Here is a 24,650-nt window from a genome sequence, read left to right as displayed (position 1 = left end):
TCGCGTTCCGGGCCCGGCCCAGTTCACCAATTCTTCATCGAGGCCGGGACGGGCCCCACGCCGGTGACAGGACTACGCTCTACCCGTGATGCGACGGACGAAGATTGTGTGCACGCTCGGACCGGCCACTGCCACCGAGGACCGTATCCGCGAACTCGTCGAGAGCGGCATGGACGTCGCGCGGCTGAATTTCAGCCACGGCGAGCACAGCGACCATGCCGAGAACTACAAGAAGGTCCGCCAGGCCTCCGACCATCTCGGCCGTGCGGTCGGCATTCTCGCCGACCTACAGGGCCCCAAGATCCGCCTCGGCCGCTTCGCCGAGGGCCGCACGGTGTGGGCGACCGGGGAGGAGGTCCGCATCACGGTCGACGACATCGACGGCTCCCACGATCGGGTCTCCACCACCTACAAGCAGCTGGCCCAGGACGCCAAGCCCGGCGACCGGCTGCTCGTCGACGACGGCAAGGTCGGACTCACCGTCACCCGCGTCGAGGGCAACGACGTGGTGTGCCGAGTGACCGAGGGCGGCCCGGTGTCCAACAACAAGGGCGTGTCGCTGCCCGGCATGGACGTCTCGGTGCCCGCGCTGTCGGACAAGGACATCGAGGATCTGGAATTCGCGCTCGACCTGGGCGTCGACTTCATCGCGCTGTCGTTCGTGCGCTCGCCCGCCGACGTCGAGCTGGTGCACGACGTGATGGACAAGGTCGGCCGGCGGGTGCCGGTGATCGGCAAGCTGGAGAAGCCCGAGGCCATCGACAACCTGGAGGCCATCGTGCTGGCCTTCGACGCGATCATGGTCGCCCGCGGCGATCTGGGCGTGGAGCTGCCGCTCGAGCAGGTGCCGCTGGTGCAGAAGCGCGCGATCCAGATGGCGCGCGAGAACGCCAAGCCGGTCATCGTCGCCACCCAGATGCTGGAATCGATGATCGAGAACAGCCGCCCGACCCGCGCCGAGGCCTCCGACGTGGCCAACGCGGTGCTCGACGGCGCCGACGCGGTGATGCTGTCCGGCGAGACCTCGGTGGGCGCGTTCCCGATCGAGACCGTCCGCACCATGGCCCGCATCGTGCACGCGGTGGAGGCCGAATCCTCGACCCGGGTGCCGCCGCTGACCCACGTGCCGCGCACCAAGCGCGGCGTCATCTCCTACGCCGCCCGTGACATCGGCGAACGGCTCAATGCCAAGGCACTGGTGGCGTTCACGCAATCCGGTGACACGGTGCGCCGGCTGGCCCGGCTGCACACGCCGCTGCCGCTGCTGGCGTTCACCCCGCTGCCCGAGGTGCGCAGCCAGCTGGCGCTGACCTGGGGTACCGAGACCTTCATCGTGCCGACCGTGGACAGCACCGACGCGATGATCCACCAGGTCGACCAGGCGCTGCTGTCGATGGGGCGCTACAGCAAGGGTGATCTCGTGGTGATCGTGGCGGGCTCCCCGCCCGGTACTGTCGGTTCCACCAACCTGATCCACGTGCACCGCATCGGTGAGGAGGACCATTAGTGAGCATATCGCTGAGCGATTCCGTCGGCGCCGAGCAGGCGCCGGCGGAGCGCTCCGACCTGGATGTGCTGCTCGGGCTGCTCGAACTCGACGAGGTGGAGCCCGACGTCTTCATCGGCCACCACCCGGAGAAGGTGTGGAGCCGGACCTTCGGCGGCCAGCTCGTCGCGCAGGCGATCATGGCCGCGGGCCGCACCGTCGGCGACCGGCCGGTGCACGCGGTGAACGCGCATTTCGTGCGCGGCGGTGATCCGAAGAAGCCGATCGAGTACCGAGTGGTGCGCCACCGCGACGGGCGCGCCTTCGCCAACCGCACCGTCACCGCCGTGCAGGACGACCAGGAACTGTTCGTCATGCTGGCCGCCTTCCAGGACTGGGGCAAGGGCCTCGAGCACGCGCACGCCTTACCCGAGGTGCCCGACCCGGAGACGCTGCCCCGGGTGGAGGAGAGCTTCCAGGGTCTCGAGGACAAGCTCGAGATGTTCGTCAAGGCGCCGCGGCCGATCGACATGCGCTATACGAACGATCCGGCCTGGATTCTCAAGGGCACCGGCGAGCGGCTCAACCACAACCGGGTGTGGATGCGCGCCGACGGCGCGCTGCCCGACGATCCGCTGGTGCACGTGGCCACGCTCGGCTACTCCTCCGACACCACCGTGCTCGACTCGATCCTCACCACGCACGGTCTGTCGTGGGGGCTGGACCGGATCGTGGCGGCGACGGTGAACCACTCGATCTGGTTCCACCGCCCGTTCCGCTTCGACGACTGGGCACTGTACGCCACCGAATCGCCGGTGGCGGCGGGCTCGCGGGGCCTGGCGACCGGCCGGTTCTACTCCCGCACGGGGGACCTGCTGGCCACGACCGTGCAGGAGGGACTCATCCGGCACTTCCCGTCGCGCCGGTGAACGCGGCGGCGGTGCCCGCCGGTCAGAGGATCTCGCGCTCGAATTCGTAGTCGTAGCTGTCCCGCCGCTGCGTGGTGATGGTGCGCGGCACGTCGAGATCGAAACAGCCGCAGGAGGTTTCGAGCATCAGCCGGTCCTCCAGCGCCGCCAGCCCCGCCGCCGTGAGGTCGGTGGGCGCGCCGACCAGGCTCAGCGCGATCTCGTAGGTGCCGCGCCCGTCGGGCTGCTCACCGGGATGGTCGAGCAGCCACTGGGTCTCCAGCAGCCGGTGGGCCGGGTCGTCGGTGTCGACCGGCAGGGTGAAGCGCCAGGCGAAGACATCGCGCTCCTGGAGGTGGTCGTCCACCACCGCCCGGACGGTGTCGACGACCTGATCGAGGATTTCGGGAGTCGCATACACATGGAGCGAAACATCCGAAATGCGTTTCGGCATGTCTGATTCCTGTCCCGTGTCGAACCGTCAACGGCGGAAGGTGTTCGCGGGCAGTGTAATCCCTGGGTGCGCGACAGCGACATAGGCCGGGGGTGAGATTTTCGGTCCCGCTCAGCGGGTCCGCTGGGCGGCGAGGAAGGTGGACGGGGGTGCGGCGGGGATCCGCGGGGCGAGGACCAGCCCGGGACGCCGGTGCTCCGCGGCGCGCAGGCGGTGTTCGTGCGGCGCCAGGGCCAGCAGCAGCGGCACCAGCGCCTCGGCGATCCGGTCGCCGACCTCGCAGAAGGCGGCCTCGGACAGGCCGACCGGGTCGGCGATGTTCTCCCGTCCCACCAGCGACAGATCGTTGCGGGCGGCGTGCAGATCGGCGATCGAGCGCGCGCCGGTGACCTTGGCGATGCGGTGCGCCTCGAGCAGGGTGAAGGTGCGGGAACCGGCGCCGAAGGCCATCTCGGCCACCTGATCGCGGATCTGCTCGGTCATGGTCAGCACCAGATCGGCGCGGTCGATGTACTCCGGCTTCAGCTTGCGGGCGCGGAATCCCTCGGGGTCGCCGCCCAGGCCGAGCAGGGTCTGCGCGGCCAGCGGTTCGATGGGGAAGCCGACCAGCGCGCGGGTGCCTGCGCTCTCGGCGGTCAGGCCGGGCAGCCGGTGTTCGACCGCGATGGCTCGGGTGAGCCGTTCGGCGATCGCCGACCGGCAGACATTGCCGTTGCAGACGAACAGGACGTGCATGGGCATACGGTAAAGCCGACTTCGGACCCGTAGAAGACGAGAAAGTCCTTATCACAGGTCCGCATCGACATATTCATCTGGACTTTGCGTGCCGTACACACTGCGCGCCCGGATATTCGACCGGAGAATGCGCGATGGTCATGATTCCGCGCTCGTTCCACCGGCAACTTACCCCGTGCGTATCGGGTTCGATCCCCCGAGGTCCCCGTCGATGATTGTGGCGTCGCTCACTCGGATTCGCCCGGGTAATAGCGGGATTCGGGGACGACGGGCGGCGGCGCGACCTCCCCGAGGACCCGCCCGCGGGTGGAGAACATCGGCCCGCGCGCCGGAATCACCGGGGCGAATCGGGCCAGCCCCGCGGCCGGACGCATGTCGTCGTACATCGCGTCGATACCGCCGCGCCGGAAATACGCCTCGTGCCAGAATCCGGTGCCGCCGGAATCGCGCAGGAATTCCTGCCACCACTGCCGGTGCGGCGCGCTCCTGGTCCACCGCTCCAGGCTCTCCAGATCGCGCCAGTACTGCCGCGCGCCCCAATGCGGCGGGACGAGGCCCCAGACGACGTCCTCGTGCAGCAGCAGCCCGTCGGGCCGGTCCCGGTGCGAGCGGTACAGCCTCGGCCCCACCCCGAGCAACCGCAGCAGCCCCCGCGGGCGGCGCACCCGCATGCCGAGCAGGATCACCACCAGGTCCGGATACGCGGCCAGATCCACCGTGGTGCGGTCCACGCGCATGGGGAACCTCCCGAGCTCGACGTCTCGGAGGTGACACGGTGGAGGCGGTGGAATGGTTCGACCCGAACGGGAGAGATGGTGCCGAGTGTGGGACTCGAACCCACACGTCCTTTCGGACAACGGTTTTTGAGACCGTCGCGTCTGCCAGTTCCGCCAACTCGGCGCACCGGGTGTGAACTATAGCCGGTGCACGGGCCGATCACCGAAACGGGCGGGCGGCGCCGCGGGGCGACCGGCCTTTGCCCAGGGTATATGCGTTGTTCGGGCGGCCGAACGGTACTCTTTACATCACTCGGCGGCCGTGTCGGGCAGGCGAGACCGGTTCGTCGGTGTCGCGTCGCCGCGCGGTGCGCCGGGGACAGGGCATCGGAACCAGAGGGGTCTACCTATGAGCACTACAGCTGGGGGCGCCGGCACGACGAATGCCGGGGCGAAGCGGGTCGTCGTCGCCGAAGACGAGGCGCTCATCCGGATGGATCTGGTGGAGATGCTGACCGAGGAGGGGTATCAGGTCGTCGGTGAGGCGGGCGACGGCCAGCAGGCGGTGGATCTGGCGGTCGAGCACCGGCCCGATCTGGTGATCATGGACGTGAAGATGCCGCGCCGCGACGGTATCGACGCCGCTGCCGAGATCGCCTCGAAACGTGTTGCGCCCGTGGTGATCCTGACCGCGTTCAGCCAGCGCGACCTGGTCGAGCGAGCCAGGGACGCGGGTGCGATGGCGTATCTGGTCAAGCCCTTCACGAAATCCGATCTGGTGCCCGCGATCGAATTGGCGGCCAGCCGCTTCCACGAGATCACCGCGCTGGAGAGCGAGGTCGCGAACCTGGCCGATCGGCTGGAGACCCGCAAGCTGGTCGAGCGCGCCAAGGGCGTGCTGATGCAGACCCAGGGGCTGTCCGAGCCGCAGGCGTTCAAGTGGATCCAGCGCACCGCGATGGATCGCCGTACCACCATGAAGGCCGTCGCCGAGGTCGTGCTGGAGAACCTCGCGCCCAAGTGAGGGCGCGCGTGCGCCGGGGCGAGAATTTACTCGCTCGAAACATGATGGCCGTAAACAATTCGACACGGCGTCATTTCGGTGCTCTCAATGTCATGCGGATCGAACGTCGCGACGCTATGTTTCTGACCGGGCTGACGTGGTCGGCCCCCTCGGGCAGCCGGGGGAGCACAGGACGTAGAGGTGAGACGTGCTTAGTTCGACTTGGCGCGGTCGTACGACGCGAGGTGTGTTGGCCATCGGTGCCGCCGCCGCACTCGCACTGACCGGATGCAGTGACAAATCCACCGACAGCGGTTCCGATACCACCGGCACCGGAACCGGCGGCCTGTCCATCCAGCCCGTGACACAGGTGGACCTCGAGGGCCGGGAAGTGCCCAAGACCGACCCGGCCCAGGCCGCCGACCCGGCGGGCACCGGCTCGGCCACCTGCCCGCCCGGGACGGCGATCGCGATGGCGGGTGCGCTGACCGGCCCCGACGCGGCGCTGGGCATCAACATCGTCAACGGCGTGAAACTCGCCCTCGACAAGCACAACCAGGCCAACCCCGGCTGCCGGATCGAGCTGAAGCAGTTCGACACCGAGGGCGACCCGCAGAAGGCCACCCAGGTGATCCCGCAGATCGTCAACGATCGCTCGATCATCGGCCTGGTCGGCCCCGCCTTCTCCGGCGAGACCAAGGCCACCGGCCAGATCCTCAGCGACGCCGGCCTGGCCGCGCTGACCTCCTCGGCCACCAACGCCACCCTCACCCAGAACGGCTGGACCAGCTTCTTCCGCGGCCTGGCCAACGACGACGTGCAGGGCCCCTCGGTCGCCAAGTACCTGGTGAACACCGCCAACTACAAGAAGGTCTGCGTGGTGCAGGACAACACCGATTACGGTGTCGGCCTGGCCAACAGCGTCACCGCCGGGCTGGGCGCGGCCGCCGATCCGGGCTGCGCGGCCAGCATCAAGAAGGGCGACAAGGACTTCTCGGCCACCGTCACCAAGATCGCGGCGGCCAAGCCGGACGCGGTGTTCTTCGCCGGCTACTACGCCGAGGGCGCACCGCTGGCCCAGCAGCTGAAGTCCGGTGGCGTGGACGCGGTGTTCGTCGGTCCCGACGGTGTCAACGACCCGCAGTTCATCGCGCAGGCGGGCAGCGCCGCCAAGGGCGCCACGCTGACCTGCCCGTGCGGTCCGGCGCCGGAGCAGTTCGCCAAGGACTACGAGGCGCTCAACGGCCAGGCGCCCGGCGTCTACTCGGTGGAGGCCTACGACCTGGCCACGATCCTGGCCAAGGGCATCGACAGCGGTAAGGTCACCCGGCCCGACCTGCTGGAATTCGTCCGCTCCTACGACGGCCCCGGCCTGGCCCGGCAATACAAGTGGAGCCCCGACGGCGAACTCGCCAACGCGCAGATCTGGATCTACGAGGTCGAGTAGGCGCGAGACAGTGCAGCACGCACGGAGGTGCACCGCCTCCGTGCGTGCTGTTTCCTGAGGGATACGGGTGAGGGCGCTATTCCAATGACATCATCGACATCGAGCGACATGGTCTCCCTTGTCGCGAGCTCGATCGACTTCAATTACCAGGACGTCTTCGATCAATTCTGGCGCCTGACCGTCGACGGGGTCACCTACGGTTCCATCTACGCGTTGGTCGCGGTGGGCTACACGCTGGTCTACGGCGTGCTGCGACTGATCAATTTCGCCCATTCGGAAATATTCATGCTGGGCATGTTCGGGCAGCTGGTCGGCCTGATGATATTCGGCTTCTCGGCCGGGCCCGACGTCTACGACCAGGGTGTGGTGCTGACCGTCGTCTATCTGGGCTTGGCGATGGTGGTCGGCATGGTGGTCTCCGGCGGCGCCGCCGTCGGCCTGGAACGGGTGGCGTATCGGCCGTTGCGCCGCCGCGGGGCCAAACCGCTGGCGTTCCTGATCACCGCGATCGGCATGTCGTTCGTGCTCCAGGAGTTCGTGCACTTCATCCTGCCCAAGATCGATCCCGACCTCGGCGGCACCAACGCCCAGCAGCCGATCCAGCTGGTGGAGCCGACCGTGCAGTTCAGCTTCGGCGGCGCCGACGTCACCAACATCGCGATCCTGATCGTGGTGGCCGCGGTGGTGCTCGCGCTGGCGACCGAGATGCTCATCAACCGAACGAAATTCGGCCGCGGCATCCGCGCGGTGGCGCAGGACCCGGACACCGCGACGCTGATGGGTGTCTCGCGCGAGCGGGTGATCATGCTGACCTTCCTCATCGGCGGCCTGCTCGCCGGTGCGGCGGCCACCCTGTACGCGATCAAGATCCCGCCCGCGATCATCTACTCGGGCGGATTCATCCTCGGCATCAAGGCCTTCGCCGCCGCGGTGCTCGGCGGCATCGGCAACCTGCGCGGCGCGCTGCTCGGCGGCCTGCTGCTCGGCATCGTCGAGCAGTACGGCCAGATCCTGCTCGGCATCGAATGGCGCGACGTGGTCGCGTTCGTGGTGCTGGTAGCGGTGCTGATGGTGCGGCCGACGGGCATCCTCGGCGAGAGTCTCGGGAAGGCACGGGCATGAGCACGACCACGACTCCGGCGCGGGCCGGTCTCGGCGACGCGCTGCGCACCTGGTGGGACGGCCTGTCGCGGCCCGCGCAGTGGGCGGTCGGTGTGCCCGCGATCATCGCGTTGGCGCTGCTGCCGCTGTTCCCGCCGCCCGTCCTGGACACCCCGGCCTACAACTTCGGACTGGTGATGGCCGAGTTCGCGATGTTCGCGCTCATCGCCATCGGCCTGAATGTGGTTGTCGGCCAAGCGGGTCTGCTGGACCTGGGCTATGTCGGCTTCTACGCCATCGGCGCGTACACCGTCGGCCTGCTCACCAGCCCGAACAGCCCGTGGAACCAGACCGACGGCGGCTGGCTCGACCCGCAGTGGGCGTGGCTGGCCTGCCTGCCCATCGCGGTGGCCGTGACGGCGCTGTCCGGGCTGATCCTGGGCTCGCCGACGCTGCGGCTGCGCGGTGACTACCTGGCCATCGTGACCCTCGGCTTCGGTGAGATCGTCCGCCTGCTCGCCGACAACCTGCACGAACTGACCAACGGCAGCCTCGGCCTGTCCGAGGTGGCCTACCCGCACGTCGGCGAATCCGAGAGCAAACCCAACGGGGTGTTCTCCGCGGGCAACACCGGCGACCCGGCCAGCGCCAACCTGCTCGACCGCGCGAGTTACGGCACCTACTGGTACTGGCTCGGGCTCGCGCTGGTGATCGTGGTGCTGCTGATCGTGGGCAACCTCGAGCGCAGCCGGGTGGGCCGGGCCTGGGTGGCGATCCGCGAGGACGAGGACGCCGCCGAGATCATGGGCGTGCCGACCTTCAAGTTCAAGCTGTGGGCCTTCCTCATCGGTGCGGCCGTGGGCGGACTGTCCGGCGCGATGTACGCCGGCCAGGTGCAGTTCATCAATCCGACCGGATTCAACATCATCAATTCGATGCTGTTCCTGTGCGCGGTGGTGATCGGCGGCCAGGGCAACAAGCTCGGCGTCATCTTCGGCGCGTTCATCATCGCCTACCTGCCCAAGCGGCTGACCTCGGTGAACCTGGTGGACAGCGAGTCGACCGGCTATGTGCTGCTGATCGTGGACGTGGTGCTGTTCGTCGGGCTGCTCGTGCTGTGGCGCTACAAGGGCCGTGATCTCGGCGCCTGGGTGCGGCGGGGGGTGATCGCCGGGATGGTCTTCACCGGCGTGATGGCGGCGTTGCTGCTGGGCAGTGTGCTGCTGTTCCGCCCGGGCGGCGCGCAATCGCTGGGCGACCTCAAGTATCTGTATTTCGGTATCGCGTTGGTGGTGATGATGATTCTGCGGCCGCAGGGCCTGTTCCCGGTGCGGCAGAAGCTGCTCAGCTACGGCAGGCAGGTGTATCAGGCGGTGCGCAAACCCACCGTCGGCGAGCCGATCGGAGCGGGCAAGTGACCGGGCCGGGCGCGGGTGACGCGCTGTTCGACAACGAGGACATCGCCGCCGGGTACGCCGCGCCGCCGGAAGCCGAGAGCGCCGGTGAGGTCGACGTGACCGCGGTGGCACCCGAACTCGCCGACGCGGACGCGGTGGCCGAGGTCGTCGCACCGCACCGGACGATCGAGACCGCGGTCGGCGAGCCGCTGCTGCGCACCGACGGGCTCACCGTGAAGTTCGGCGGCCTCACCGCGCTCGACGACGTCAGCTTCGAGATCCGCCGCGGCGAGATCCTCGGCCTGATCGGCCCCAACGGCGCGGGCAAGACCACCTGCTTCAACGCGATCACCGGCGTGTACCGACCCGCCGCCGGGCTGGTGCATTTCGACGGCAAGCCGCTGACCAAGACCAAGCGCAACGCCATCACCCGCCTCGGCATAGCGCGCACCTTCCAGAACGTGCGGTTGTTCGGGGAGATGACGGCCCTGGAGAACGTGGTGGTGGGCACCGACGCCCGGCACAAGACCTCGGTGCCGGGCGCGGTGTTCCGCACGCCCCGGCATCGCCGGGAGGAACGCGACGCCATCGAGCGCGGCATGGCGCTGCTGGAGTTCGTGGGTATCGCGCCGCGAGCGGTGGAGAAGGCGCGCAACCTCTCCTACGGTGACCAGCGCCGGTTGGAGATCGCCCGCGCGCTGGCCACCGAGCCGAAGTTGCTGTGCCTGGACGAGCCCGCCGCGGGGTTCAATCCCAGCGAGAAGTCGGCGCTGATGGACCTGATCCGCAAGATCCGCGACGACGGCTTCACCGTACTGCTCATCGAGCACGACATGCGCCTGGTGATGGGCGTGACCGACCGGATCGTGGTGCTCGAGTTCGGCCGCAAGATCGCCGACGGGCTGCCCGCCGAGATCCGCGACGACCCGGCGGTGATCGCGGCCTACCTGGGCGTGCCCGACGACCAGGTCGGCGCGGAGCAGGCGGGGGACGCCGGGCGGGATGGAGTCGAGTCGGGCGGCGAGCGGGCCGGGGCCGAGCCGGACGCGGGGCAGGCCGGGCCGGGCGGGCGGCCGGGCAGGGCGGGCCGAGCCGGAGGGCGGGCAGACCGGGGCCGAGCGGGAGGCCGGGCAGGCCGGCGGGGAGTATCCGACGCAGAAGCTGCCGATTCCGAAGCCCGGCGCGGGACCCGCCGTGCGGGTGGGCGAGCCGGCCCGTCCGGAAATCGACCCGGCGACGACGGACCCGGCGGACGCGCACCGGCCCGGAACCGGTGCGGCACCGGATCTTTCGACGCGCACCTCCGACGCCCCGGCACTGCTCGAGGTCGAGGACATGGTGGTGAACTACGGCCGCATCCAGGCGCTGCACGGGGTCTCGCTGCGGGTGGCCGAGGGCGAGCTGGTGACCCTGCTCGGCGCCAACGGGGCGGGCAAGACCACCACCATGCGCGCCCTGTCGGGGCTGCTACCGCTGACCCGCGGCCGCATCCGGTTCGAGGGCCGCGACATCACCACGGTGAAGGCGCACGACCGGGTGGTCGGCGGGCTCATCCAAGCACCCGAGGGCCGGGGCGTGTTCCCCGGCATGACGGTGCAGGAGAACCTCGACATGGGTTGCTACGGGCGGGTGTTCAAGCAGAAGGCGGAGTACACCCGGACCCTCGAGTGGGTGTTCGAACTGTTCCCGCGCCTGCGCGAGCGGCGCAAACAGGTCGGCGGCACGCTGTCCGGCGGCGAGCAGCAGATGCTGGCGATCGGGCGCGCCCTGATGGCCCGGCCGCGGCTGCTGCTGCTCGACGAGCCGTCGATGGGTCTGGCGCCGATGGTGATCCAGCAGATCTTCCGGATCATCAGCGAGATCAACCAGCAGGGCACCACGGTGTTGTTGGTGGAGCAGAACGCCCAGCAGGCGCTGGCCCGCAGCGACCGCGCCTACATCCTGGAGACCGGGGCGGTCACCAAGACCGGCAGCGGTGCGGACCTGCTCACCGATCCGGCGGTGAAATCGGCCTATCTCGGGGTCGGCTAGCGGCGCGGCGGGCGTCGCGGGCCCGGCGGTGCGGTGGGGATGTCGCATCGCCGGGCGCGCGGCGGACCGGAGATCGGGGTGGTGTCGGCGTATCGGCCTGTCGGTGCCGGTCCCTAGACTCTGGGTGGTGAGCTCACCGACGACTGCCTCGCGTTCCACTCCCGCTCCCGGCGCCGAGGGCGGGCGGCCGACCCTGCTGTTGCTGGACGGGCACTCGCTCGCCTACCGCGCGTTCTTCGCCCTACCGGCGGAGAACTTCAAGACGGTCACCGGGCAGACCACCAACGCCGTCTACGGCTTCACCGCCATGCTCATCAACCTCCTGCGCGACGAGAAGCCCACGCACATCGCCGCGGCCTTCGACGTCTCCCGCAAGACCTTCCGCACCGAGGCCTACCCCGAGTACAAGGCCAACCGCAGCCAGACGCCGGACGAGTTCCGCGGGCAGGTCGAGCTCACCAAGGACGTGCTCGGCGCGCTCGGCATCCCGGTCATGGCGATCGACGGTTTCGAGGCCGACGACGTGATCGCCACGCTCACCACCCAGGCCAAGGCCGAGGGTTTCCGCATCCTCATCGTCACCGGCGACCGCGACTCGATCCAGTTGGTCGACGACGACGTCACCGTGCTCTACCCGCGCAAGGGCGTCTCGGACCTCACGCGGTTCACTCCCGAGGAGGTGATGACCAAATACGGTCTCACCCCCAACCAGTACCCGGACTACGCGGCGCTGCGCGGCGACCCCAGCGACAACCTGCCCGGCATTCCCGGCGTGGGGGAGAAGACCGCGGCGAAGTGGATCCGCGAGTACGGCGACCTGGCCACGCTGGTGGACAAGGTGGACACCGTCAAGGGCAAGGTCGGCGACGCGCTGCGCGCCAATCTGAGCAGCGTGGTGCTCAACCGGCAGCTCACCGAGATGGTCAAGGACGTGCCGCTGCCCTACACGCCGGATCAGCTGGCGCAGGGGCCGTGGGACCGCGAGAAGATCCACCGTCTCTTCGACGACCTCGAGTTCCGGGTGCTGCGCGACCGCCTGTTCGAGACGCTGGCGCCGCCGCAGCAGGAGGCCGAGTCCGGGTTCGAGATCAGCGGCGGCGCGCTGGCCGTCGGCGCGGTCGCCGACTGGCTCGCCGAACACGCGAAAGCCGGTGTGCGCCACGGTGTCTCGGTGGTCGGTAGCGGCGCGCCCGCGCGCGGTGACGTGCAGGCGCTGGCCATCGCCGCCGCCGACGGCGAGAGCGGCTACATCGACGTCACCGTGCTCACCCCCGAGGACGAGGCGGCGCTGGCCGCCTGGCTGGCCGACCCGGCGGTGCCCAAGGCGCTGCACGAGGCCAAGTCGGCCATGCACGCGTTGCGCGGGCGCGGCTGGACGCTGGGCGGGCTCACCAGCGACACCGCCCTGGCGGCCTATCTGGTGCGCCCCGGGCAGCGCAGCTTCAACCTCGACGACCTCTCGCTGCGCTATCTGCACCGCGAGTTGCGCGCCGAGACCGACGACAACGCCCAGCTCTCGCTGCTCGACGACGAGGACGCCGTCGACGCCGAGACCGCGCGCGCGGAGATGCTGCGCGCCCGCGCCGTGCTCGACCTGGCCGCCGCGCTGGACGCCGAACTCGAGCAGATCGAGTCCACCGCGCTGCTCACCGACATGGAACTGCCGCTGCTCGGCGTGCTCGCCACGCTGGAGGAGGCGGGCATCGCGGTGGACTGCGAGCAGCTCGAGGCGCTGCAACGACAATTCGCCGACAAGGTCGCCCAGGCCGCCGAGGCCGCCTACGGGGTGATCGGCAAGCAGATCAACCTCGGCTCGCCCAAGCAGCTGCAGGTGGTGCTGTTCGACGAGCTCGACATGCCCAAGACCAAGCGCACCAAGACCGGCTACACCACCGACGCCGACGCGCTGGAATCGCTGTTCGAGAAGACCCAGCACCCCTTCCTGGAACATCTGCTCGCCCACCGCGACGCCACCCGGCTGAAGGTGACCGTCGACGGCCTGCTCAAGTCGGTGGCCGACGACGGACGCATCCACACCACCTTCAACCAGACCATCGCCGCGACCGGCCGGTTGTCCTCCACCGAGCCGAACCTGCAGAACATCCCCATCCGCACCGACACCGGCCGGATGATCCGCGACACCTTCGTGGTGGGCCCGGGCTACGCGGAGCTGATGACCGCCGACTACAGCCAGATCGAGATGCGCATCATGGCGCACCTGTCCGGCGACGAGGGCCTGATCGAGGCCTTCAACTCGGGGGAGGACCTGCACAGTTTCGTCGCGTCCAAGGCCTTCGACATCCCGATCGCGGAGGTGAGCCCGGAGCTGCGCCGCCGGATCAAGGCCATGTCCTACGGGCTGGCCTACGGGCTGAGTTCCTACGGGCTGTCCGCCCAGCTCAAGATCAGCACCGCCGAGGCCAAGGAGCAGATGGACATCTACTTCTCCCGCTTCGGCCGCATCCGCGACTACCTGTACGAGGTGGTCGAGCAGGCTCGCAAGGTCGGCTACACCGAGACCTTGTTCGGTCGCCGCCGCTACCTGCCCGACCTGGACTCGAGCAACCGGCAGCGCCGCGAGGCCGCCGAGCGGATGGCGCTCAACGCGCCGATCCAGGGCACCGCGGCCGACATCATCAAGGTGGCGATGATCGACGTGCACCGCGGCATCCGGGAGGCCGGGCTGCGCTCGCGGATGCTGCTGCAGATCCACGACGAACTCGTCTTCGAGGTGGCCGAGGGCGAGCGGGACGCGCTCGAGCAGCTGGCGCGGGAGAAGATGTCGGCGGCCATCGCGCTGTCGGTGCCGCTGGACGTGTCGGTGGGCACCGGGCGCAGCTGGGACGCCGCCGCGCACTGACGAGCCACCCCGCCGGTCCGGCTATCGGGCAGGATCGGCGGGCGGATGGCGGTCGAACCAGGGCGCGGCCGTCTCGAGCTGCGCCGCCAGCCGCAGCAGCAGCGCTTCGCTGCCGCTCGGCCCGGTGAAATGGACGCCGAGCGGCAACCCGTCCGCGGTGGTGTGCAGGGGCACGCTCATCGCCGGGCGGCCGGTGACGTTGGCCAGCTGGGTGAACGGCGTCGCGGCCAGATGGCTGGTCACCATGCCCCGGTACATGCTGCTGCGGGAGATCAGGTGCCCCGCGCCCGCGCGCAGGATCGGCGGCAGGATGGTTTCGAGTGCCGCGGGCAGGCGGTTGGTGCCGATGGGTTGCGGCGGCTCGGCCAGGGTGGGGGTGAGCAGCAGGTCGTAGCGGCCGTGGAAATCGGCCAGCGCGCGGGTGTACTCGTTCCAGCGGTCGCCCGCGGTCACCAGCGCGGGCGCGGGGACGGTCCGCCCGACCGCCGCCATCGTCTGGGTGTCGACGTCGAAGTCGGTGGGCTTGGCGCCGGTGCGCTCGCAGGTGTCGGCGACCGAGGCGGCCAGGTGGGTGGTCCAGACGGTCATGAAATCGCGGGCCAGCCGCACGCCGTCGATCGCCGGTTCCGCGGATTCCACGGTGTGGCCGAGGGATTCGAGCAGGCGGGCGGTCTCGGTGACCGCGCGGACCGCCTCCGGATGCACCGGGGTGTCCAAGGGCGAGCGGTGCGTGAAGCCGATGCGCAGCGCGGGCGGCGGGGTGTCCAGCGCCGCGCGGTAGGACGTCTCGGGCCGGGCGACGGTGTAGGGCGCGCCCGGGTCGGGCGGGGAGAGGATGTCGAGCATCACCGCGGTGTCGCGCACGCTGCGCGAGATCACGCCCTGCACGCCCGCGCCGAGGATGGCGTCACCGGCGAGTGGACCGTTGGGGACCAGGCCGCGGCCGGGTTTGAGCCCGAACAGCCCGGTGCACGCGGCGGGGATCCGGATCGAACCGCCGCCGTCGTTGGCGCCCGCGACCGGCACCACGCCCGCGGCGACCGCCGCGGCCGAACCGCCGGAGGAGCCACCCGGTGTACGCGTGAGATCCCAAGGGTTGCGGGTGATTCCGAAGGTGCGCGACTCGGTGACCGCCTTGCAACCGTACTCCGGGGTGGTGGTCTTGCCGAAGATCACCAGCCCGGCGGCCAGCCACCGCCGCACCACGATGCTGTGCTCGAGCGCGGGCACGGTCCGCAACGGACCGGTGCCGCCGGAGGTGGGCAGCCCGGCGTAGTCCTGCATCAGATCCTTGACGAGAAACGGCACACCGGCGAGTGGGCCGTCGAGGGCGCCGCCCACGCGCTCGCGGGCCTCGCCCTCCATCAGCCGGGTGAGCACGTTCAGTACCGGGTCCACCTCCGCGCAGCGGGCCAGCGCCACCTCGAGCAGGTCCGCGGCGCGCACCTCCCCGCGCGCGACCAATTCGGCCAGGCCCACCGCGTCGTGGGCGCGGTACTCGTCGAAACGCATCACTTCTCCTCTCACCGTGCACCCGTGCCGCCCGGGGAGACACACACCACGGCGACACGCCGATTGTGCGCCCGGGCGGATCGGCGCGAGGAGGCGGGAGTCGAGCTTGACCACGGCGGTCGCCCCGCTCAGGCCGGGACTGCGCAGCTGAGCTGCGGTGATGATACTCACCGGTAGGCGAATCGGGCGCGAAATGAGGTTGCCATCGGGCGTGTGGGTGCCTATCCTCGGACGCGTGCCGAATCCCGCCCACAGCCTCCGTGCAGTGCACCGTGCCGCAGACCGCGACGCGGCGCTCGCGCGGGCCCTTGCCGGGCTGACCGTGGTTACGCAGGCTACCGCCTTCGAGCCGGCGCAGGCACTACCCCTCGTCGTAGTAACCCGCCGTAGCGGGGTCTGATTCGGACCGGCCCCCTCGCTGCGGGCTGTTTTCTCTTTTGTTGATGCTGGTCCCCTCCGCCGACTTCTTCGGGAAGACCTACTTCAATGACTTTTCTCGCCCTTGATCCGCATGCCTTCGTCTCCGCCGCCCCCAGAACCCTGCGCGCCGAGAGCGCCGGGATGAGCCCGGCGGAGTTCTACGACCGCTACTGCCAGGATTCCGGACCCGTCCGGCTCAGCGACTGGGTCGCCGTCGGCGGCCGCGCCGCCGCGTACACCGCGACGCTCGAGTTCGCCGACCGGTTGCGCACCGTCGCCACCATCGGCAGCCCCGTCGCCGCGCTCACCTCGGCCCTCTACGAGGAGGGCTTCCCGGTCGAGATCCTGCAGTTCCACCAGCGCCGCACCAGCGAGGGCACCGCGACCTTCGTGCAGTGCGAGGTCAACGGCAAGCGTGGCTGGGGCGCCGCGCTCGCCGACGACAGCGCCGAATCCTCCGCGCGCGCAATGATTTCCGGGATCAACCGACTCGGCTCCTGACCTCGGCCGCACACGACGAACGGGTCGTCCACCGCGCGGTGGACGACCCGTTTCGTTCTCTCCGGGGCACTGCCGTCTCGTCCGGGCGTGCCCGGGTGGACTACTCGGCCGCGCCCTGCTGCTGCTCGGCGAGCTGCTTGCGCACCTCATCCATGTCGAGCGCCTTGACCTGGGTGACCAGATCCTCGAGCGCGGCGGGCGGCAGGGCGCCGGGCTGCGCGAACACCAGCACGCCTTCGCGGAAGGCCATGATGGTCGGAATCGAGCGGATGTTGGCGGCCGCCGCCAGCGCCTGCTCGGCCTCGGTGTCGACCTTGCCGTGCACGACATCGGGGTGCTTGTCGGAGGAGGCCTCGTAGGTGGGCGCGAAGCTGCGGCACGGACCGCACCATTCGGCCCAGAAATCGACGAGTACCACGTCGTTCCCGGTGACTACCTCATCGAAATTCTGCTGGGTCAGCGTCTGGGTGGCCATGACGTCCTCTCGTGTCGTGTTTCGCCTGCTGTAACGCCCGGCGTGGTGCCTATCTTCCCGGCTCGTCCTCCGGGACCGGAGGGTCGGGCGTCGCCACTTCTCGGGCGAGTACCCGCTCGCGGCGGCGAAATCACCTCGTTCGGGCAGGTCGTCGTCGGCACCGGGCGGGTCGGAGCGAGCACGGCGGGGCCGGGCGCGAAGATGGCTCGGTGAGCGATGCGAAGGCGGTCCGGCTCGGGCTGATCGACGGTGACGGTATCGGACCGGAGGTGGTGCGCGCGACCCGGGCGGTGGTCGACGAGGCGCTGGCGGCGGCGGGCGGCGCGGCGGTGGCGTGGGTGCCGCTGCTGATCGGCCACCGCGCGATCGAGGAATACGGCACACCGCTGCCGCAGCAGACCCTCGACGGGTTGGCCGCGGTGGACGCCTGGATCCTCGGGCCGCACGACAACGCCTCCTATCCCGGTGAGCATCGCGGCGCGGTGCCGCCGGGCGGGGCGATCCGCAAACACTTCGACCTCTACGCCAACATCCGCCCCGCCCGCGCGCTGCCCGGCGTGCGGGCCGCGGCGCCCGACATCGATCTGGTGATCGTGCGGGAGAACAGCGAAGGCTTCTACGCCGACCGGAACATGGTCGCGGGCTCGGGCGAGTTCCAGCCGAGCATCGATCTGGCGATGGCGGTCGCGGTGGTGAGCAGGCAGGCGACCGAGCGCATCGCGCACGAGGCGTTCCGGCTGGCGCAGACGCGGCGCAAGAAGGTGACCATCGTGCACAAGGCCAACGTGCTGCCGCGCACGATGGGGCTGTTCCGCGACGTCTGCTACGAGGTGGCGGAGTCGTATCCGGGGGTGGTGGTCGACGACGAGCACGTCGACGCCGCGGCCGCGCATCTGGTGCGCGCCCCGGGCGACTACGACGTAGTGGTCACCGAGAACCTGTTCGGCGACATCCTCTCCGATCTGGCGGGACAGCTGAGCGGATCGCTCGGCACGGCGGCGTCGCTGAACTGCTCGGCGACGCGCGCGATGGCCCAGGCCGTGCACGGGGCCGCGCCCGACATCGCCGGGCACAATCGCGCCAACCCGGTGGCGTTGCAGTGCTCGGCGGCGATGTTGTTGCGGTGGTTGGCGATCCGGCGCGGCGAGCCGGTGCTGAGCCGCGCCGCCGAACGGATCGAGCGCGCGGTGGCGGCGACCTTCGCCGCCGGGATCGCCACCGCGGATCTGGGCGGGCAGGCCTCGACCGCCGAGTTCACCGAGCAGGTGTGCGCCCGGGTGCATCGGCGGTAGCGCGGCAAGGGTGGTAGCGCGGCCAGGGTGGTAGCGCGGCGAGCCGGATGGGCGTGGAGCCCGGGGTCGCCGGGCTCCACGGTGCGGGCGGGGCTCAGCGCTGGTCGCGCGGCCCCGGACGGCGCTGCTCGGTCGGTACGCCCTCGGTGTCGATGTACTCCTTGCGGACGTTCTCCGACACCGTCTGCTGGTCCTCGACATCGTCGACGGCCAGGCGCACGCGCTCGACCGGCACCGCTTCCTTGTCCACGGTGACCCGGTCGGCGTGCAGGGTCACCTCGCGCTCGTCCTCACCCAGGTCGGTGCGGCCGACCCGGCCGGGATCGGTGATCGGCTCCCGTTCGACGCGGACCTCCTCGTGCCGGGTGGGGACGTTGATCGTCTGGTCCTCCTCCACGACATATTTGCGCAGGCGCGCGCGGCCCACCGTCTCGCGTTCGGTGCCGACCTCGAGCCGTTCCTCCGAGCGGATCAGGGCGTCGTCGCGACCGTGGGTCATCGGCTCGTCCGGCCCGGGGCGGATGTGCTGGCGACCGTAGGTGTCCCAGCCCGCCCGGCGTGGATCGATGCCGTAGTGCGAGAACAGTTCCGTCTCGGCCTCCCGGCTGATCCGGCCGTCCTGGTCCAGGTGCGGGGCGGACTTCACCCGCTCCTTGCTCACCTGCACCCGCAGCGCTTCCTTGTCGCGCTGGTGCTGGGCCCCGGCCAGCGGTACCAGCGAATCGCTGCTGAACATTCCGGTCGAGACCGCCACCCAGGTGGGCGAGCCGTTCTCGTTGTCGATGTAGATCTGCTTGACCTTGCCGATCTTCTCGCCGTTGGCGTCGATGACGGTGCTGCCGATCAGGGAATCGAGCGTTGCCTGAGTCATGATCACTCCTCGGGTTGTCGGTGGATGTCCCCGCCACCCCGGCGTGAGGCGCGGAGCTCGTGTTACCGCGGTACGTGATCGAGATGTTCGACCTGATGTGCTGATCAGCTACATTCGCGCAACTACCCGGGCGGGTCGCGGGCAAACACCGGCGCGGGGAGTGGATCGGCAGAATCCCCGGTGGGACACGCTATTTCCGGTTGGTAATTGCGGAGCACGGCGGGGCGGCAGGCCGCTCGGGAACCGGCCGGGTGCGTGCGATGGCAACCGTCCAGTTGAGGGTCGGAAAAAATCTCTCGAAAAAAGTCGGCGTGCCTGTCGATCCGGGGTCCTATCGTTCGACGCCAGGGTGAGAGGGTCGAATGGCGGCCCCCGGACAAGGAGCGGATCGATGAAGTACATGCTGATCATGCGGGCGACCGACGAGGCGATCGAGGCGGCCAAGCAGATCCCGTTCGAGCAGATCATCGAGGACATGGGCAAGTTCAACGAGTCCCTGATGAAGGCCGGTGTGCTGCTGGGCGGTGAGGGACTGCGCGAGCCCGAGGAGGGGTTCGTCGTCGACTTCTCCGCGGACCCGCCGCTGGTCACCGACGGTCCCTACGGCGAGACCAAGGAACTGTTCGGCGGCTTCTGGCTGCTCGACGTCGCCTCCAAGGAGGAGGCGGTGGAATGGGCCAAGCGGGTGCCGCTCGGCCCCGGCTCCAAGATCGAGGTCAGGCGGGTCACCGAGCCGGAGGACTTCCCGCAGGACAACGAGTGGGTGCAGAAGGAATCCGCCTGGCGCGAAGAGCTCGGCACCGGCACCGGTACCGCCTGAGCGGTCGGCGGCCCGACGACATGACCGGATCCGACGACGGAACCCGCACCGGCCCCGACGAGTCGGTGCGGCGTTCCGTCGCGGCGGTGTGGCGGATCGAGTCCGCGCGCATCGTCGCCACCCTCACCCGTGCGGTCGGCGACTTCGCGCTGGCCGAGGACCTGGCCCAGGAGGCGCTGGCCGACGCGCTGGCGCAGTGGCCGCGCACCGGGGTGCCCGCCAACCCCGGCGCGTGGCTGACCACCGTCGCCAAACGCAAGGCGATCGACGGGTGGCGCAGGCAGGAGCGCTACGACGAACGGCTGGCGATGTTCGCGCGGGATCTGGCCGCCGAGGAGGCGGCGGCGGTCGGCGCGGGTGCGCCGCTGCCGTGGGACCCCGACGACATCGGCGACGACGTGCTGCGGCTGCTGTTCGTCTCGTGCCACCCGGTGCTGTCGAGGGAGGCCCAGGTCGCGTTGACGCTGCGGGTGGTCGGCGGCCTCACCAGCGAGGAGATCGCGCGGGCGTTCCTGGTGCCGACGGCGACGGTCCAGCAGCGGATCGTCCGGGCGAAGAAGACACTGGCCGCGGCGAAGGTGCCGTTCGCGGTGCCCGGGCGCGCGGAGTTCGGCGACCGGCTCTCCGGTGTGCTCGGCGTGTTGTATCTGGTGTTCAACGAGGGGCACGCCGCCGGCTCGGGCGAGGAGTGGATGCGGCCGGACCTGAGCCGGGAGGCGCTGCGGCTCGGGCGCGCGCTCGCGGAGCTGGTGCCCGACGAACCCGAGGTGCACGGGCTGGTCGCCTTGATGGAGCTGACCGCGGCGCGGTTCCCGGCGTGGATCGGCCCGGACGGCGAGCCGGTGTTGCTCGCCGACCAGGACCGTTCCCGCTGGGACCGCTCCCGCATCCTGCGCGGTCAGGCGGCGCTGGCCCGGGCCGACGCGCTCGGCCGCGGCCGCGGCGCCTACGGTCTGCAGGCCGCCATCGCCGAGACGCACGCGCTGGCGCCCTCGGTGGCCGAGACCGACTGGGACCGCATCGTGCTGCTCTACGAGGCGCTGGGCAGGCTGTCGCCCTCGCCGATCGTCGAACTCAACCGCGCCGTCGCGGTGTCGATGGCCGCGGGCCCCGCGGCGGCGCTGCGCATCGTGGACGGCTTGCTCGGCACAGCCGCGCTCGCCCGTTACCACTACCTGCACGCCGCCCGTGCCGAACTGCTCGGGCAGCTGGGCCGGACCGGCGAGGCGCGGGCGGAGTACGAGAGCGCTCTGCGGCTGGCGGGCAATGCCGGCGAACGGGCACTGCTGCGGCGCAAGCTGGCCGCCCTGGACTGAGCGTGCGGGTCAGACGCCGGTGGCGGCGGTGAGGTCGTCGAACAGGATCATCACCTCGCCCGCGCGCTTGACCACCTCGTCCAGGCGGATGGTCACCGCGCGCAGCTCGACGTCGGCGAGTGGCTCGGCGGGCCGGAATTCGAGCCGGGTCCACTCGCCCGCGGCGGTCACCCGGCCCAGGTCGACCTCGGTGTCGGCGCCGCCGTGCCGCAGCCGCGCCCCCACCGTGAGGGAGGCGTGCGGCGAGCGCACCCACAGGCACAGCGCGGTCATCGGGCCCGCGACGGTGATCGGGCGGTCGGCGCGCGCCGCCAGCTCCACCGCGAAACCCTCGGTGGCCGAACGGATCAGCAGCACCACCGCGCGGTGGTCGGCGCCCGCCGCGCCGTCGGCGTAGACGCCGGGCCGCTTCCACGGCGCGCCCTCGGCGAAGGTGGTCAGGTGGGTGCGCTCCGCACCCGGCCCGGCCAGTTCCCAATTGTCCTTGTTCTCGAAGTCGTCGAGGAGCACCTCGGCCGAGGCTTCCGACATCGTCGTCCTTCCCGTCGTTCCCGGGCCCTGCGCCGGGATTTCCCCCGTGCACCCTACAAGCAGGCGGGCAACGAATCGGGCCCTGCGGCAACCGGTTCGGTGAAACCCGACTGTGGCCCATCTCGCGATCGCGCGATCGGCCGCCGGGAACGGGTAGCCGGTGGGGGACAGGCACACACACTCGCTTCAGGAGGTGGACCGTGAGCACTGTCGCCATGACCGGTTCCGTACGACGCCGACCCCGCCCGCCCGCCCCGAAATTCGGCCGCCCCGCCTCGGCGCGCGGCGTGCTGGTCGTCTGGATCGCCCTGATCGCCGCCGCCAGCCTGGCGCTCGCCCTGCTCTGACCCGGCCGCGGCCGGGCTGAACCGCGTGCGCCGGGGTATCCGACCCGGTATGCCGATGACCTTGAAACGGGTGGTGCGCACGCCGCTGCTGTACTTCTTCATCCTCGGTGACGTGCTGGGGGCGGGGGTGTACGTGCTGGTCGGTCAGATCGCGGCGGCCTCGGGCGGCGCGGTGTGGGTGCCGCTGCTGACCGCGCTGGTGCTGGCCTGCCTGACCGCGGGCTCGTATGCCGAACTGGCGACTCGCTTTCCGCGGGCGGGTGGGTCGGCCCACTACGTGACGCTGGCGTTCGGGCCCGCAGCGGGCAGTTTCATCGGGTTCTGCATGCTGGCCGCGGGGGTGGTGTCGGTCGGCGCGCTGGCCCGCGGCTTCGCCTCCGATTATCTGGCCGAGCTGGTGACGCTGCCGACGGTCGTCGTCGTGGTGGTGTTCCTGCTCGCGCTGGCCGCGCTGAACCTGCGCGGCATCAAGGAGTCGCTGGGTGCCAACGTCGCCGCCACCGCGGTCGAACTGGGCGGGTTGCTGCTGGTGATCGGCCTGGGCACCTGGGTGCTGGTGCGCGGTGACGGCGATCCGGGCCGGCTCACCCAGCTGGGTACCGCCGAGCAGGGCGTGGTCGGGGCGACGCTGGCGGGCGCGGTGCTGGCCTACTACTCCTTCGTCGGCTTCGAGACCTCGGTCAATCTCGCCGAGGAGGTCAGCGATCCGCGCCGCACCTATCCGCGCGCCCTGTTCGGCGCGCTGCTGACCGCCGGTGCGGTGTACGTGGCGATCGGCGTGGTCGCCGCGGCCGCGGTGCCCACCGACGTGCTGGCGAACTCCACCGGCCCGCTGCTGGAGGTGGTGCGGGTGGCCGGCGGTGTGCCCGAGCGGCTGTTCGCCGTCATCGCGCTGGTCGCCGTCGCCAACGGTGCGCTGCTCACCGGGATCATGGCCTCGCGGCTGGCCTACGGCATGGCCCGCGACGGGCTGCTGCCGGCGGCGCTGGGCCGGGTGCTCTCGGTGCGGCGCACCCCGTGGGTGGCGATCCTGACGACCTCGGCGGTGTCGCTGGTGCTCGCGCTGACCGGCGAGGTGGCCGCGCTCGCCGCCACGCTGGTGCTGTTGCTGGTGGTCGTGTTCGGCGCGGTGAACATCGCCGTGTTGATCCTGCGGCGCGAACCCGCGACCGGCGACCACTTCCGGGTGCCGACGGTGGTGCCGTGGCTGGGACTGGCGTCGTGCCTGTTCCTGTTCACCCGCATCGAGGCGGAGGTGTGGGTGCGCGGGGCGGTGCTGCTCGGGCTCGGTCTGCTGCTCGGCGCCGTCAACGCCGTGCGCGGGCGGGTGCGGGCCCGGCGCGAGCCCGAGCCGGTGGGCTGAGCGGCCGGTGGGCTGAGCGGCTCAGAGGTCGAAGTACATTCGCAGGGTGGTGCCGGACGGCGCGGTGTGCAGCCGCACCAGGTCGGCGAGGTGGTTGACCAGCAACAGGCCCCGCCCGCCGGGACGCAGCGGGGGAGCGGGGCGGCGCCCGGCCAGCGGATCGGTGATGGTGCCGCCGTCGCTGACCTGGCATACCAGCTGACCGGACTGCACCCACAGCGCGAGCGTGCCCGAACCGCCGCCGTGCACCACCGAGTTCGTGGTGGTCTCCCCGACCACCAGCTCCAGGTCGGTCACCCGGGCGGTGCTCATGCCGAGGGCGCGGACGTAGTCGACGGCCTGATGCCGCACCGGGGTGAGCGCGGCGGCGTCGAACTCGCGCAGGAAAGCGGTGGGCGGCGGATCCGGCAGCGGCTGGTTGTAGGTGGCCACGATCCGGTCGGGGTCGTAGGCGGGGCTCACCCGCTCGCCGTGGCCGTCCAGCACGACCGGATGGGTGGCGTGCGCGTCCTCGACCACGGCCGGGGCCAGCCGGGACACGTCGTAAGGGCACAGGATGCTCACTTCGCGGCCGGTGAACGCGGCGTTGATGAGCGCCTCGTGCTGGGCACACGCCGGGTACTCGGTGGCCGAGCGGCTCGCCCAGATCGGTTCGCCGATGATGCGCACCCGGCCCTCCGGGTGCTCGTCGGCGAAGGCGCGCAGCACGCCGGGGATGATCCGGCCGGGGTTGCGGCCCTCCACGGTCATGTCCATCAGCCGGACGTCGGCGGCGTCGGCGCCGAGGGCGGCCCGGATCAAGGCGAGGTTCGGGCCCGGCACCGAAACGGCCACCGGCTCGCCACGGGAGAGGCCGGCGCCGATGAAGGCCAGCGTGCCCGCCAGGTACTCCTCCGAGTCGCGGTAGAAGAAGGCCGGATGGTGGAACGGGTCGTCGTGGGCATGGACCGGCTCCGAGCGCGCGTCATCGCCGCCGCGCTCGCTTCCGATCACCATGTGCGTGCCCCTTCGACCGCCTGCCGGGCAGATCAAGCGACGGTACCACCCACGGACGAACAGCCCGA

22 protein-coding genes, 1 tRNA gene and 1 pseudogene are annotated in these 24,650 nt (G+C 70.5%); 15 read left to right on the top strand and 9 right to left on the bottom strand.

What is annotated here, in order from left to right; translation table 11 throughout:
• Positions 1 to 85: 85 nt before the first annotated feature.
• Both pyk and AMO33_RS10970 read left to right on the top strand, forming a co-directional pair.
• Positions 86 to 1,507 carry a pyruvate kinase gene (pyk, locus tag AMO33_RS10975; RefSeq protein ID WP_011208396.1) on the top strand — a complete coding sequence of 474 codons (1,422 nt, stop codon included), beginning with the start codon at positions 86 to 88 and terminating at the stop codon, positions 1,505 to 1,507.
• Entirely contained in the window at positions 1,507 to 2,415 is a 909-nt protein-coding gene (locus tag AMO33_RS10970) for an acyl-CoA thioesterase (protein ID WP_011208397.1), read from the top strand. The genes pyk and AMO33_RS10970 overlap by 1 nt, the downstream gene beginning before the upstream one ends.
• 22 nt (positions 2,416 to 2,437) lie before the next feature.
• Here the strand turns inward: AMO33_RS10970 and AMO33_RS10965 are convergent, their stop codons facing one another.
• The 4 genes from AMO33_RS10965 to AMO33_RS10950 all read right to left on the bottom strand — a co-directional run bounded on the left by AMO33_RS10965 (position 2,438) and on the right by AMO33_RS10950 (position 4,483).
• On the bottom strand, positions 2,438 to 2,848 hold the full coding sequence (locus tag AMO33_RS10965; protein ID WP_011208398.1) for a hypothetical protein: 411 nt from the start codon (positions 2,846 to 2,848) through the stop codon (positions 2,438 to 2,440).
• 111 nt (positions 2,849 to 2,959) lie between these two features.
• Complete coding sequence (locus AMO33_RS10960) at positions 2,960 to 3,583, bottom strand: arsenate reductase/protein-tyrosine-phosphatase family protein (RefSeq protein WP_041560837.1); 624 nt, start codon at positions 3,581 to 3,583, stop codon at positions 2,960 to 2,962.
• A gap of 227 nt (positions 3,584 to 3,810) precedes the next feature.
• A complete protein-coding gene (locus AMO33_RS10955) occupies positions 3,811 to 4,320 on the bottom strand; it encodes a monooxygenase family protein (protein WP_060592424.1) in 510 nt (169 codons plus the stop codon).
• Between the two features lie 76 nt (positions 4,321 to 4,396).
• Positions 4,397 to 4,483, bottom strand: a tRNA-Leu gene (locus AMO33_RS10950).
• 225 nt (positions 4,484 to 4,708) lie between these two features.
• Here AMO33_RS10950 and AMO33_RS10945 point away from each other — a divergent pair.
• The 7 genes and pseudogenes from AMO33_RS10945 (at position 4,709) to polA (ending at position 14,138) form a co-directional block, all read left to right on the top strand.
• Positions 4,709 to 5,323 (top strand): ANTAR domain-containing response regulator, encoded by a 615-nt coding sequence (locus AMO33_RS10945; protein ID WP_011208401.1) that lies wholly within the window; start codon positions 4,709 to 4,711, stop codon positions 5,321 to 5,323.
• A gap of 226 nt (positions 5,324 to 5,549) precedes the next feature.
• Positions 5,550 to 6,749: a branched-chain amino acid ABC transporter substrate-binding protein gene (locus AMO33_RS10940; RefSeq protein ID WP_041560025.1), complete on the top strand. Its 1,200-nt coding sequence runs from the start codon at positions 5,550 to 5,552 to the stop codon at positions 6,747 to 6,749.
• 108 nt (positions 6,750 to 6,857) lie between these two features.
• Positions 6,858 to 7,871, top strand: a complete 1,014-nt coding sequence (locus AMO33_RS10935) for a branched-chain amino acid ABC transporter permease (RefSeq protein ID WP_011208403.1) — start codon at positions 6,858 to 6,860, stop codon at positions 7,869 to 7,871.
• Entirely contained in the window at positions 7,868 to 9,268 is a 1,401-nt protein-coding gene (locus AMO33_RS10930; RefSeq protein WP_060592422.1) for a branched-chain amino acid ABC transporter permease, read from the top strand. Before AMO33_RS10935 ends, AMO33_RS10930 begins: the two co-directional genes overlap by 4 nt.
• Positions 9,265 to 10,218, top strand: a pseudogene (locus AMO33_RS30310) (ABC transporter ATP-binding protein); the annotation flags it as partial. The gene AMO33_RS10930 and the pseudogene AMO33_RS30310, both read left to right, overlap by 4 nt.
• Before the next feature lie 364 nt (positions 10,219 to 10,582).
• Positions 10,583 to 11,278, top strand: coding sequence for an ABC transporter ATP-binding protein (locus AMO33_RS10920; protein ID WP_060593426.1), 696 nt, complete (start codon positions 10,583 to 10,585; stop codon positions 11,276 to 11,278).
• A gap of 127 nt (positions 11,279 to 11,405) precedes the next feature.
• Complete coding sequence (polA, locus tag AMO33_RS10915) at positions 11,406 to 14,138, top strand: DNA polymerase I (protein ID WP_076573664.1); 2,733 nt, start codon at positions 11,406 to 11,408, stop codon at positions 14,136 to 14,138.
• A gap of 21 nt (positions 14,139 to 14,159) precedes the next feature.
• Here polA and AMO33_RS10910 read toward each other — a convergent pair whose 3' ends face one another.
• Entirely contained in the window at positions 14,160 to 15,650 is a 1,491-nt protein-coding gene (locus AMO33_RS10910; RefSeq protein ID WP_060592418.1) for an amidase, read from the bottom strand.
• 486 nt (positions 15,651 to 16,136) lie between these two features.
• Here AMO33_RS10910 and AMO33_RS10905 point away from each other — a divergent pair, with 486 nt between their 5' ends.
• Positions 16,137 to 16,571 (top strand): alpha-isopropylmalate synthase regulatory domain-containing protein, encoded by a 435-nt coding sequence (locus AMO33_RS10905; RefSeq protein WP_011208408.1) that lies wholly within the window; start codon positions 16,137 to 16,139, stop codon positions 16,569 to 16,571.
• A 100-nt stretch (positions 16,572 to 16,671) separates the two neighbouring features.
• Here the strand turns inward: AMO33_RS10905 and trxA are convergent, their stop codons facing one another.
• Positions 16,672 to 17,046, bottom strand: a complete 375-nt coding sequence (trxA, locus tag AMO33_RS10900; protein WP_011208409.1) for a thioredoxin — start codon at positions 17,044 to 17,046, stop codon at positions 16,672 to 16,674.
• A 209-nt stretch (positions 17,047 to 17,255) separates the two neighbouring features.
• Here trxA and AMO33_RS10895 point away from each other — a divergent pair, with 209 nt between their 5' ends.
• On the top strand, positions 17,256 to 18,338 hold the full coding sequence (locus tag AMO33_RS10895) for an isocitrate/isopropylmalate dehydrogenase family protein (protein ID WP_060592416.1): 1,083 nt from the start codon (positions 17,256 to 17,258) through the stop codon (positions 18,336 to 18,338).
• A 94-nt stretch (positions 18,339 to 18,432) separates the two neighbouring features.
• Here the strand turns inward: AMO33_RS10895 and AMO33_RS10890 are convergent, their stop codons facing one another.
• Complete coding sequence (locus AMO33_RS10890; RefSeq protein WP_060593424.1) at positions 18,433 to 19,209, bottom strand: PRC and DUF2382 domain-containing protein; 777 nt, start codon at positions 19,207 to 19,209, stop codon at positions 18,433 to 18,435.
• 391 nt (positions 19,210 to 19,600) lie between these two features.
• On the opposite strand from AMO33_RS10890, the gene AMO33_RS10885 reads away from it, so the two are divergent.
• Positions 19,601 to 20,029: a YciI family protein gene (locus AMO33_RS10885; protein ID WP_011208412.1), complete on the top strand. Its 429-nt coding sequence runs from the start codon at positions 19,601 to 19,603 to the stop codon at positions 20,027 to 20,029.
• 20 nt (positions 20,030 to 20,049) lie between these two features.
• The gene (locus tag AMO33_RS10880) at positions 20,050 to 21,345 is read left to right on the top strand and encodes an RNA polymerase sigma factor (protein ID WP_060592414.1); all 1,296 of its coding nucleotides are present in this window, start codon (positions 20,050 to 20,052) and stop codon (positions 21,343 to 21,345) included.
• 9 nt (positions 21,346 to 21,354) lie between these two features.
• Here AMO33_RS10880 and AMO33_RS10875 read toward each other — a convergent pair whose 3' ends face one another.
• Positions 21,355 to 21,876, bottom strand: coding sequence for a hypothetical protein (locus tag AMO33_RS10875; RefSeq protein WP_060592412.1), 522 nt, complete (start codon positions 21,874 to 21,876; stop codon positions 21,355 to 21,357).
• Between the two features lie 200 nt (positions 21,877 to 22,076).
• On the opposite strand from AMO33_RS10875, the gene AMO33_RS31435 reads away from it, so the two are divergent.
• On the top strand, positions 22,077 to 22,223 hold the full coding sequence (locus tag AMO33_RS31435; RefSeq protein WP_157838365.1) for a hypothetical protein: 147 nt from the start codon (positions 22,077 to 22,079) through the stop codon (positions 22,221 to 22,223).
• 49 nt (positions 22,224 to 22,272) lie between these two features.
• Positions 22,273 to 23,586, top strand: coding sequence for an APC family permease (locus tag AMO33_RS10870; RefSeq protein WP_060592410.1), 1,314 nt, complete (start codon positions 22,273 to 22,275; stop codon positions 23,584 to 23,586).
• A 21-nt stretch (positions 23,587 to 23,607) separates the two neighbouring features.
• On the opposite strand, the gene AMO33_RS10865 is transcribed toward AMO33_RS10870, so the two are convergent.
• Positions 23,608 to 24,582 (bottom strand): sensor histidine kinase, encoded by a 975-nt coding sequence (locus AMO33_RS10865; protein WP_082668638.1) that lies wholly within the window; start codon positions 24,580 to 24,582, stop codon positions 23,608 to 23,610.
• Positions 24,583 to 24,650: the final 68 nt, after the last annotated feature.

This window comes from Nocardia farcinica, assembly GCF_001182745.1.
Lineage (GTDB): Bacteria > Actinomycetota > Actinomycetes > Mycobacteriales > Mycobacteriaceae > Nocardia > Nocardia farcinica.
Note: the sequence above shows the minus strand (reverse complement) of the source record. Positions and strands in the feature narration are given on the sequence as shown.

Excerpts from the sequence above, each read along its gene's own strand:
- AMO33_RS10965 (WP_011208398.1), bottom strand. The coding sequence starts at position 2,848 with ATGCCGAAACGCATTTCGGATGTTTCGCTCCATGTGTATGCGACTCCC.
- AMO33_RS10960 (WP_041560837.1), bottom strand. The coding sequence starts at position 3,583 with ATGCACGTCCTGTTCGTCTGCAACGGCAATGTCTGCCGGTCGGCGATC.
- AMO33_RS10955 (WP_060592424.1), bottom strand. The coding sequence starts at position 4,320 with ATGCGCGTGGACCGCACCACGGTGGATCTGGCCGCGTATCCGGACCTG.
- AMO33_RS10945 (WP_011208401.1), top strand. The coding sequence starts at position 4,709 with ATGAGCACTACAGCTGGGGGCGCCGGCACGACGAATGCCGGGGCGAAG.
- AMO33_RS10935 (WP_011208403.1), top strand. The coding sequence starts at position 6,858 with ATGGTCTCCCTTGTCGCGAGCTCGATCGACTTCAATTACCAGGACGTC.
- AMO33_RS10930 (WP_060592422.1), top strand. The coding sequence starts at position 7,868 with ATGAGCACGACCACGACTCCGGCGCGGGCCGGTCTCGGCGACGCGCTG.
- AMO33_RS10920 (WP_060593426.1), top strand. The coding sequence starts at position 10,583 with ATGGTGGTGAACTACGGCCGCATCCAGGCGCTGCACGGGGTCTCGCTG.
- AMO33_RS10910 (WP_060592418.1), bottom strand. The coding sequence starts at position 15,650 with ATGCGTTTCGACGAGTACCGCGCCCACGACGCGGTGGGCCTGGCCGAA.
- AMO33_RS10905 (WP_011208408.1), top strand. The coding sequence starts at position 16,137 with ATGACTTTTCTCGCCCTTGATCCGCATGCCTTCGTCTCCGCCGCCCCC.
- trxA (WP_011208409.1), bottom strand. The coding sequence starts at position 17,046 with ATGGCCACCCAGACGCTGACCCAGCAGAATTTCGATGAGGTAGTCACC.
- AMO33_RS10890 (WP_060593424.1), bottom strand. The coding sequence starts at position 19,209 with ATGACTCAGGCAACGCTCGATTCCCTGATCGGCAGCACCGTCATCGAC.
- AMO33_RS10885 (WP_011208412.1), top strand. The coding sequence starts at position 19,601 with ATGAAGTACATGCTGATCATGCGGGCGACCGACGAGGCGATCGAGGCG.
- AMO33_RS10880 (WP_060592414.1), top strand. The coding sequence starts at position 20,050 with ATGACCGGATCCGACGACGGAACCCGCACCGGCCCCGACGAGTCGGTG.
- AMO33_RS10875 (WP_060592412.1), bottom strand. The coding sequence starts at position 21,876 with ATGTCGGAAGCCTCGGCCGAGGTGCTCCTCGACGACTTCGAGAACAAG.
- AMO33_RS10870 (WP_060592410.1), top strand. The coding sequence starts at position 22,273 with ATGCCGATGACCTTGAAACGGGTGGTGCGCACGCCGCTGCTGTACTTC.
- AMO33_RS10865 (WP_082668638.1), bottom strand. The coding sequence starts at position 24,582 with ATGGTGATCGGAAGCGAGCGCGGCGGCGATGACGCGCGCTCGGAGCCG.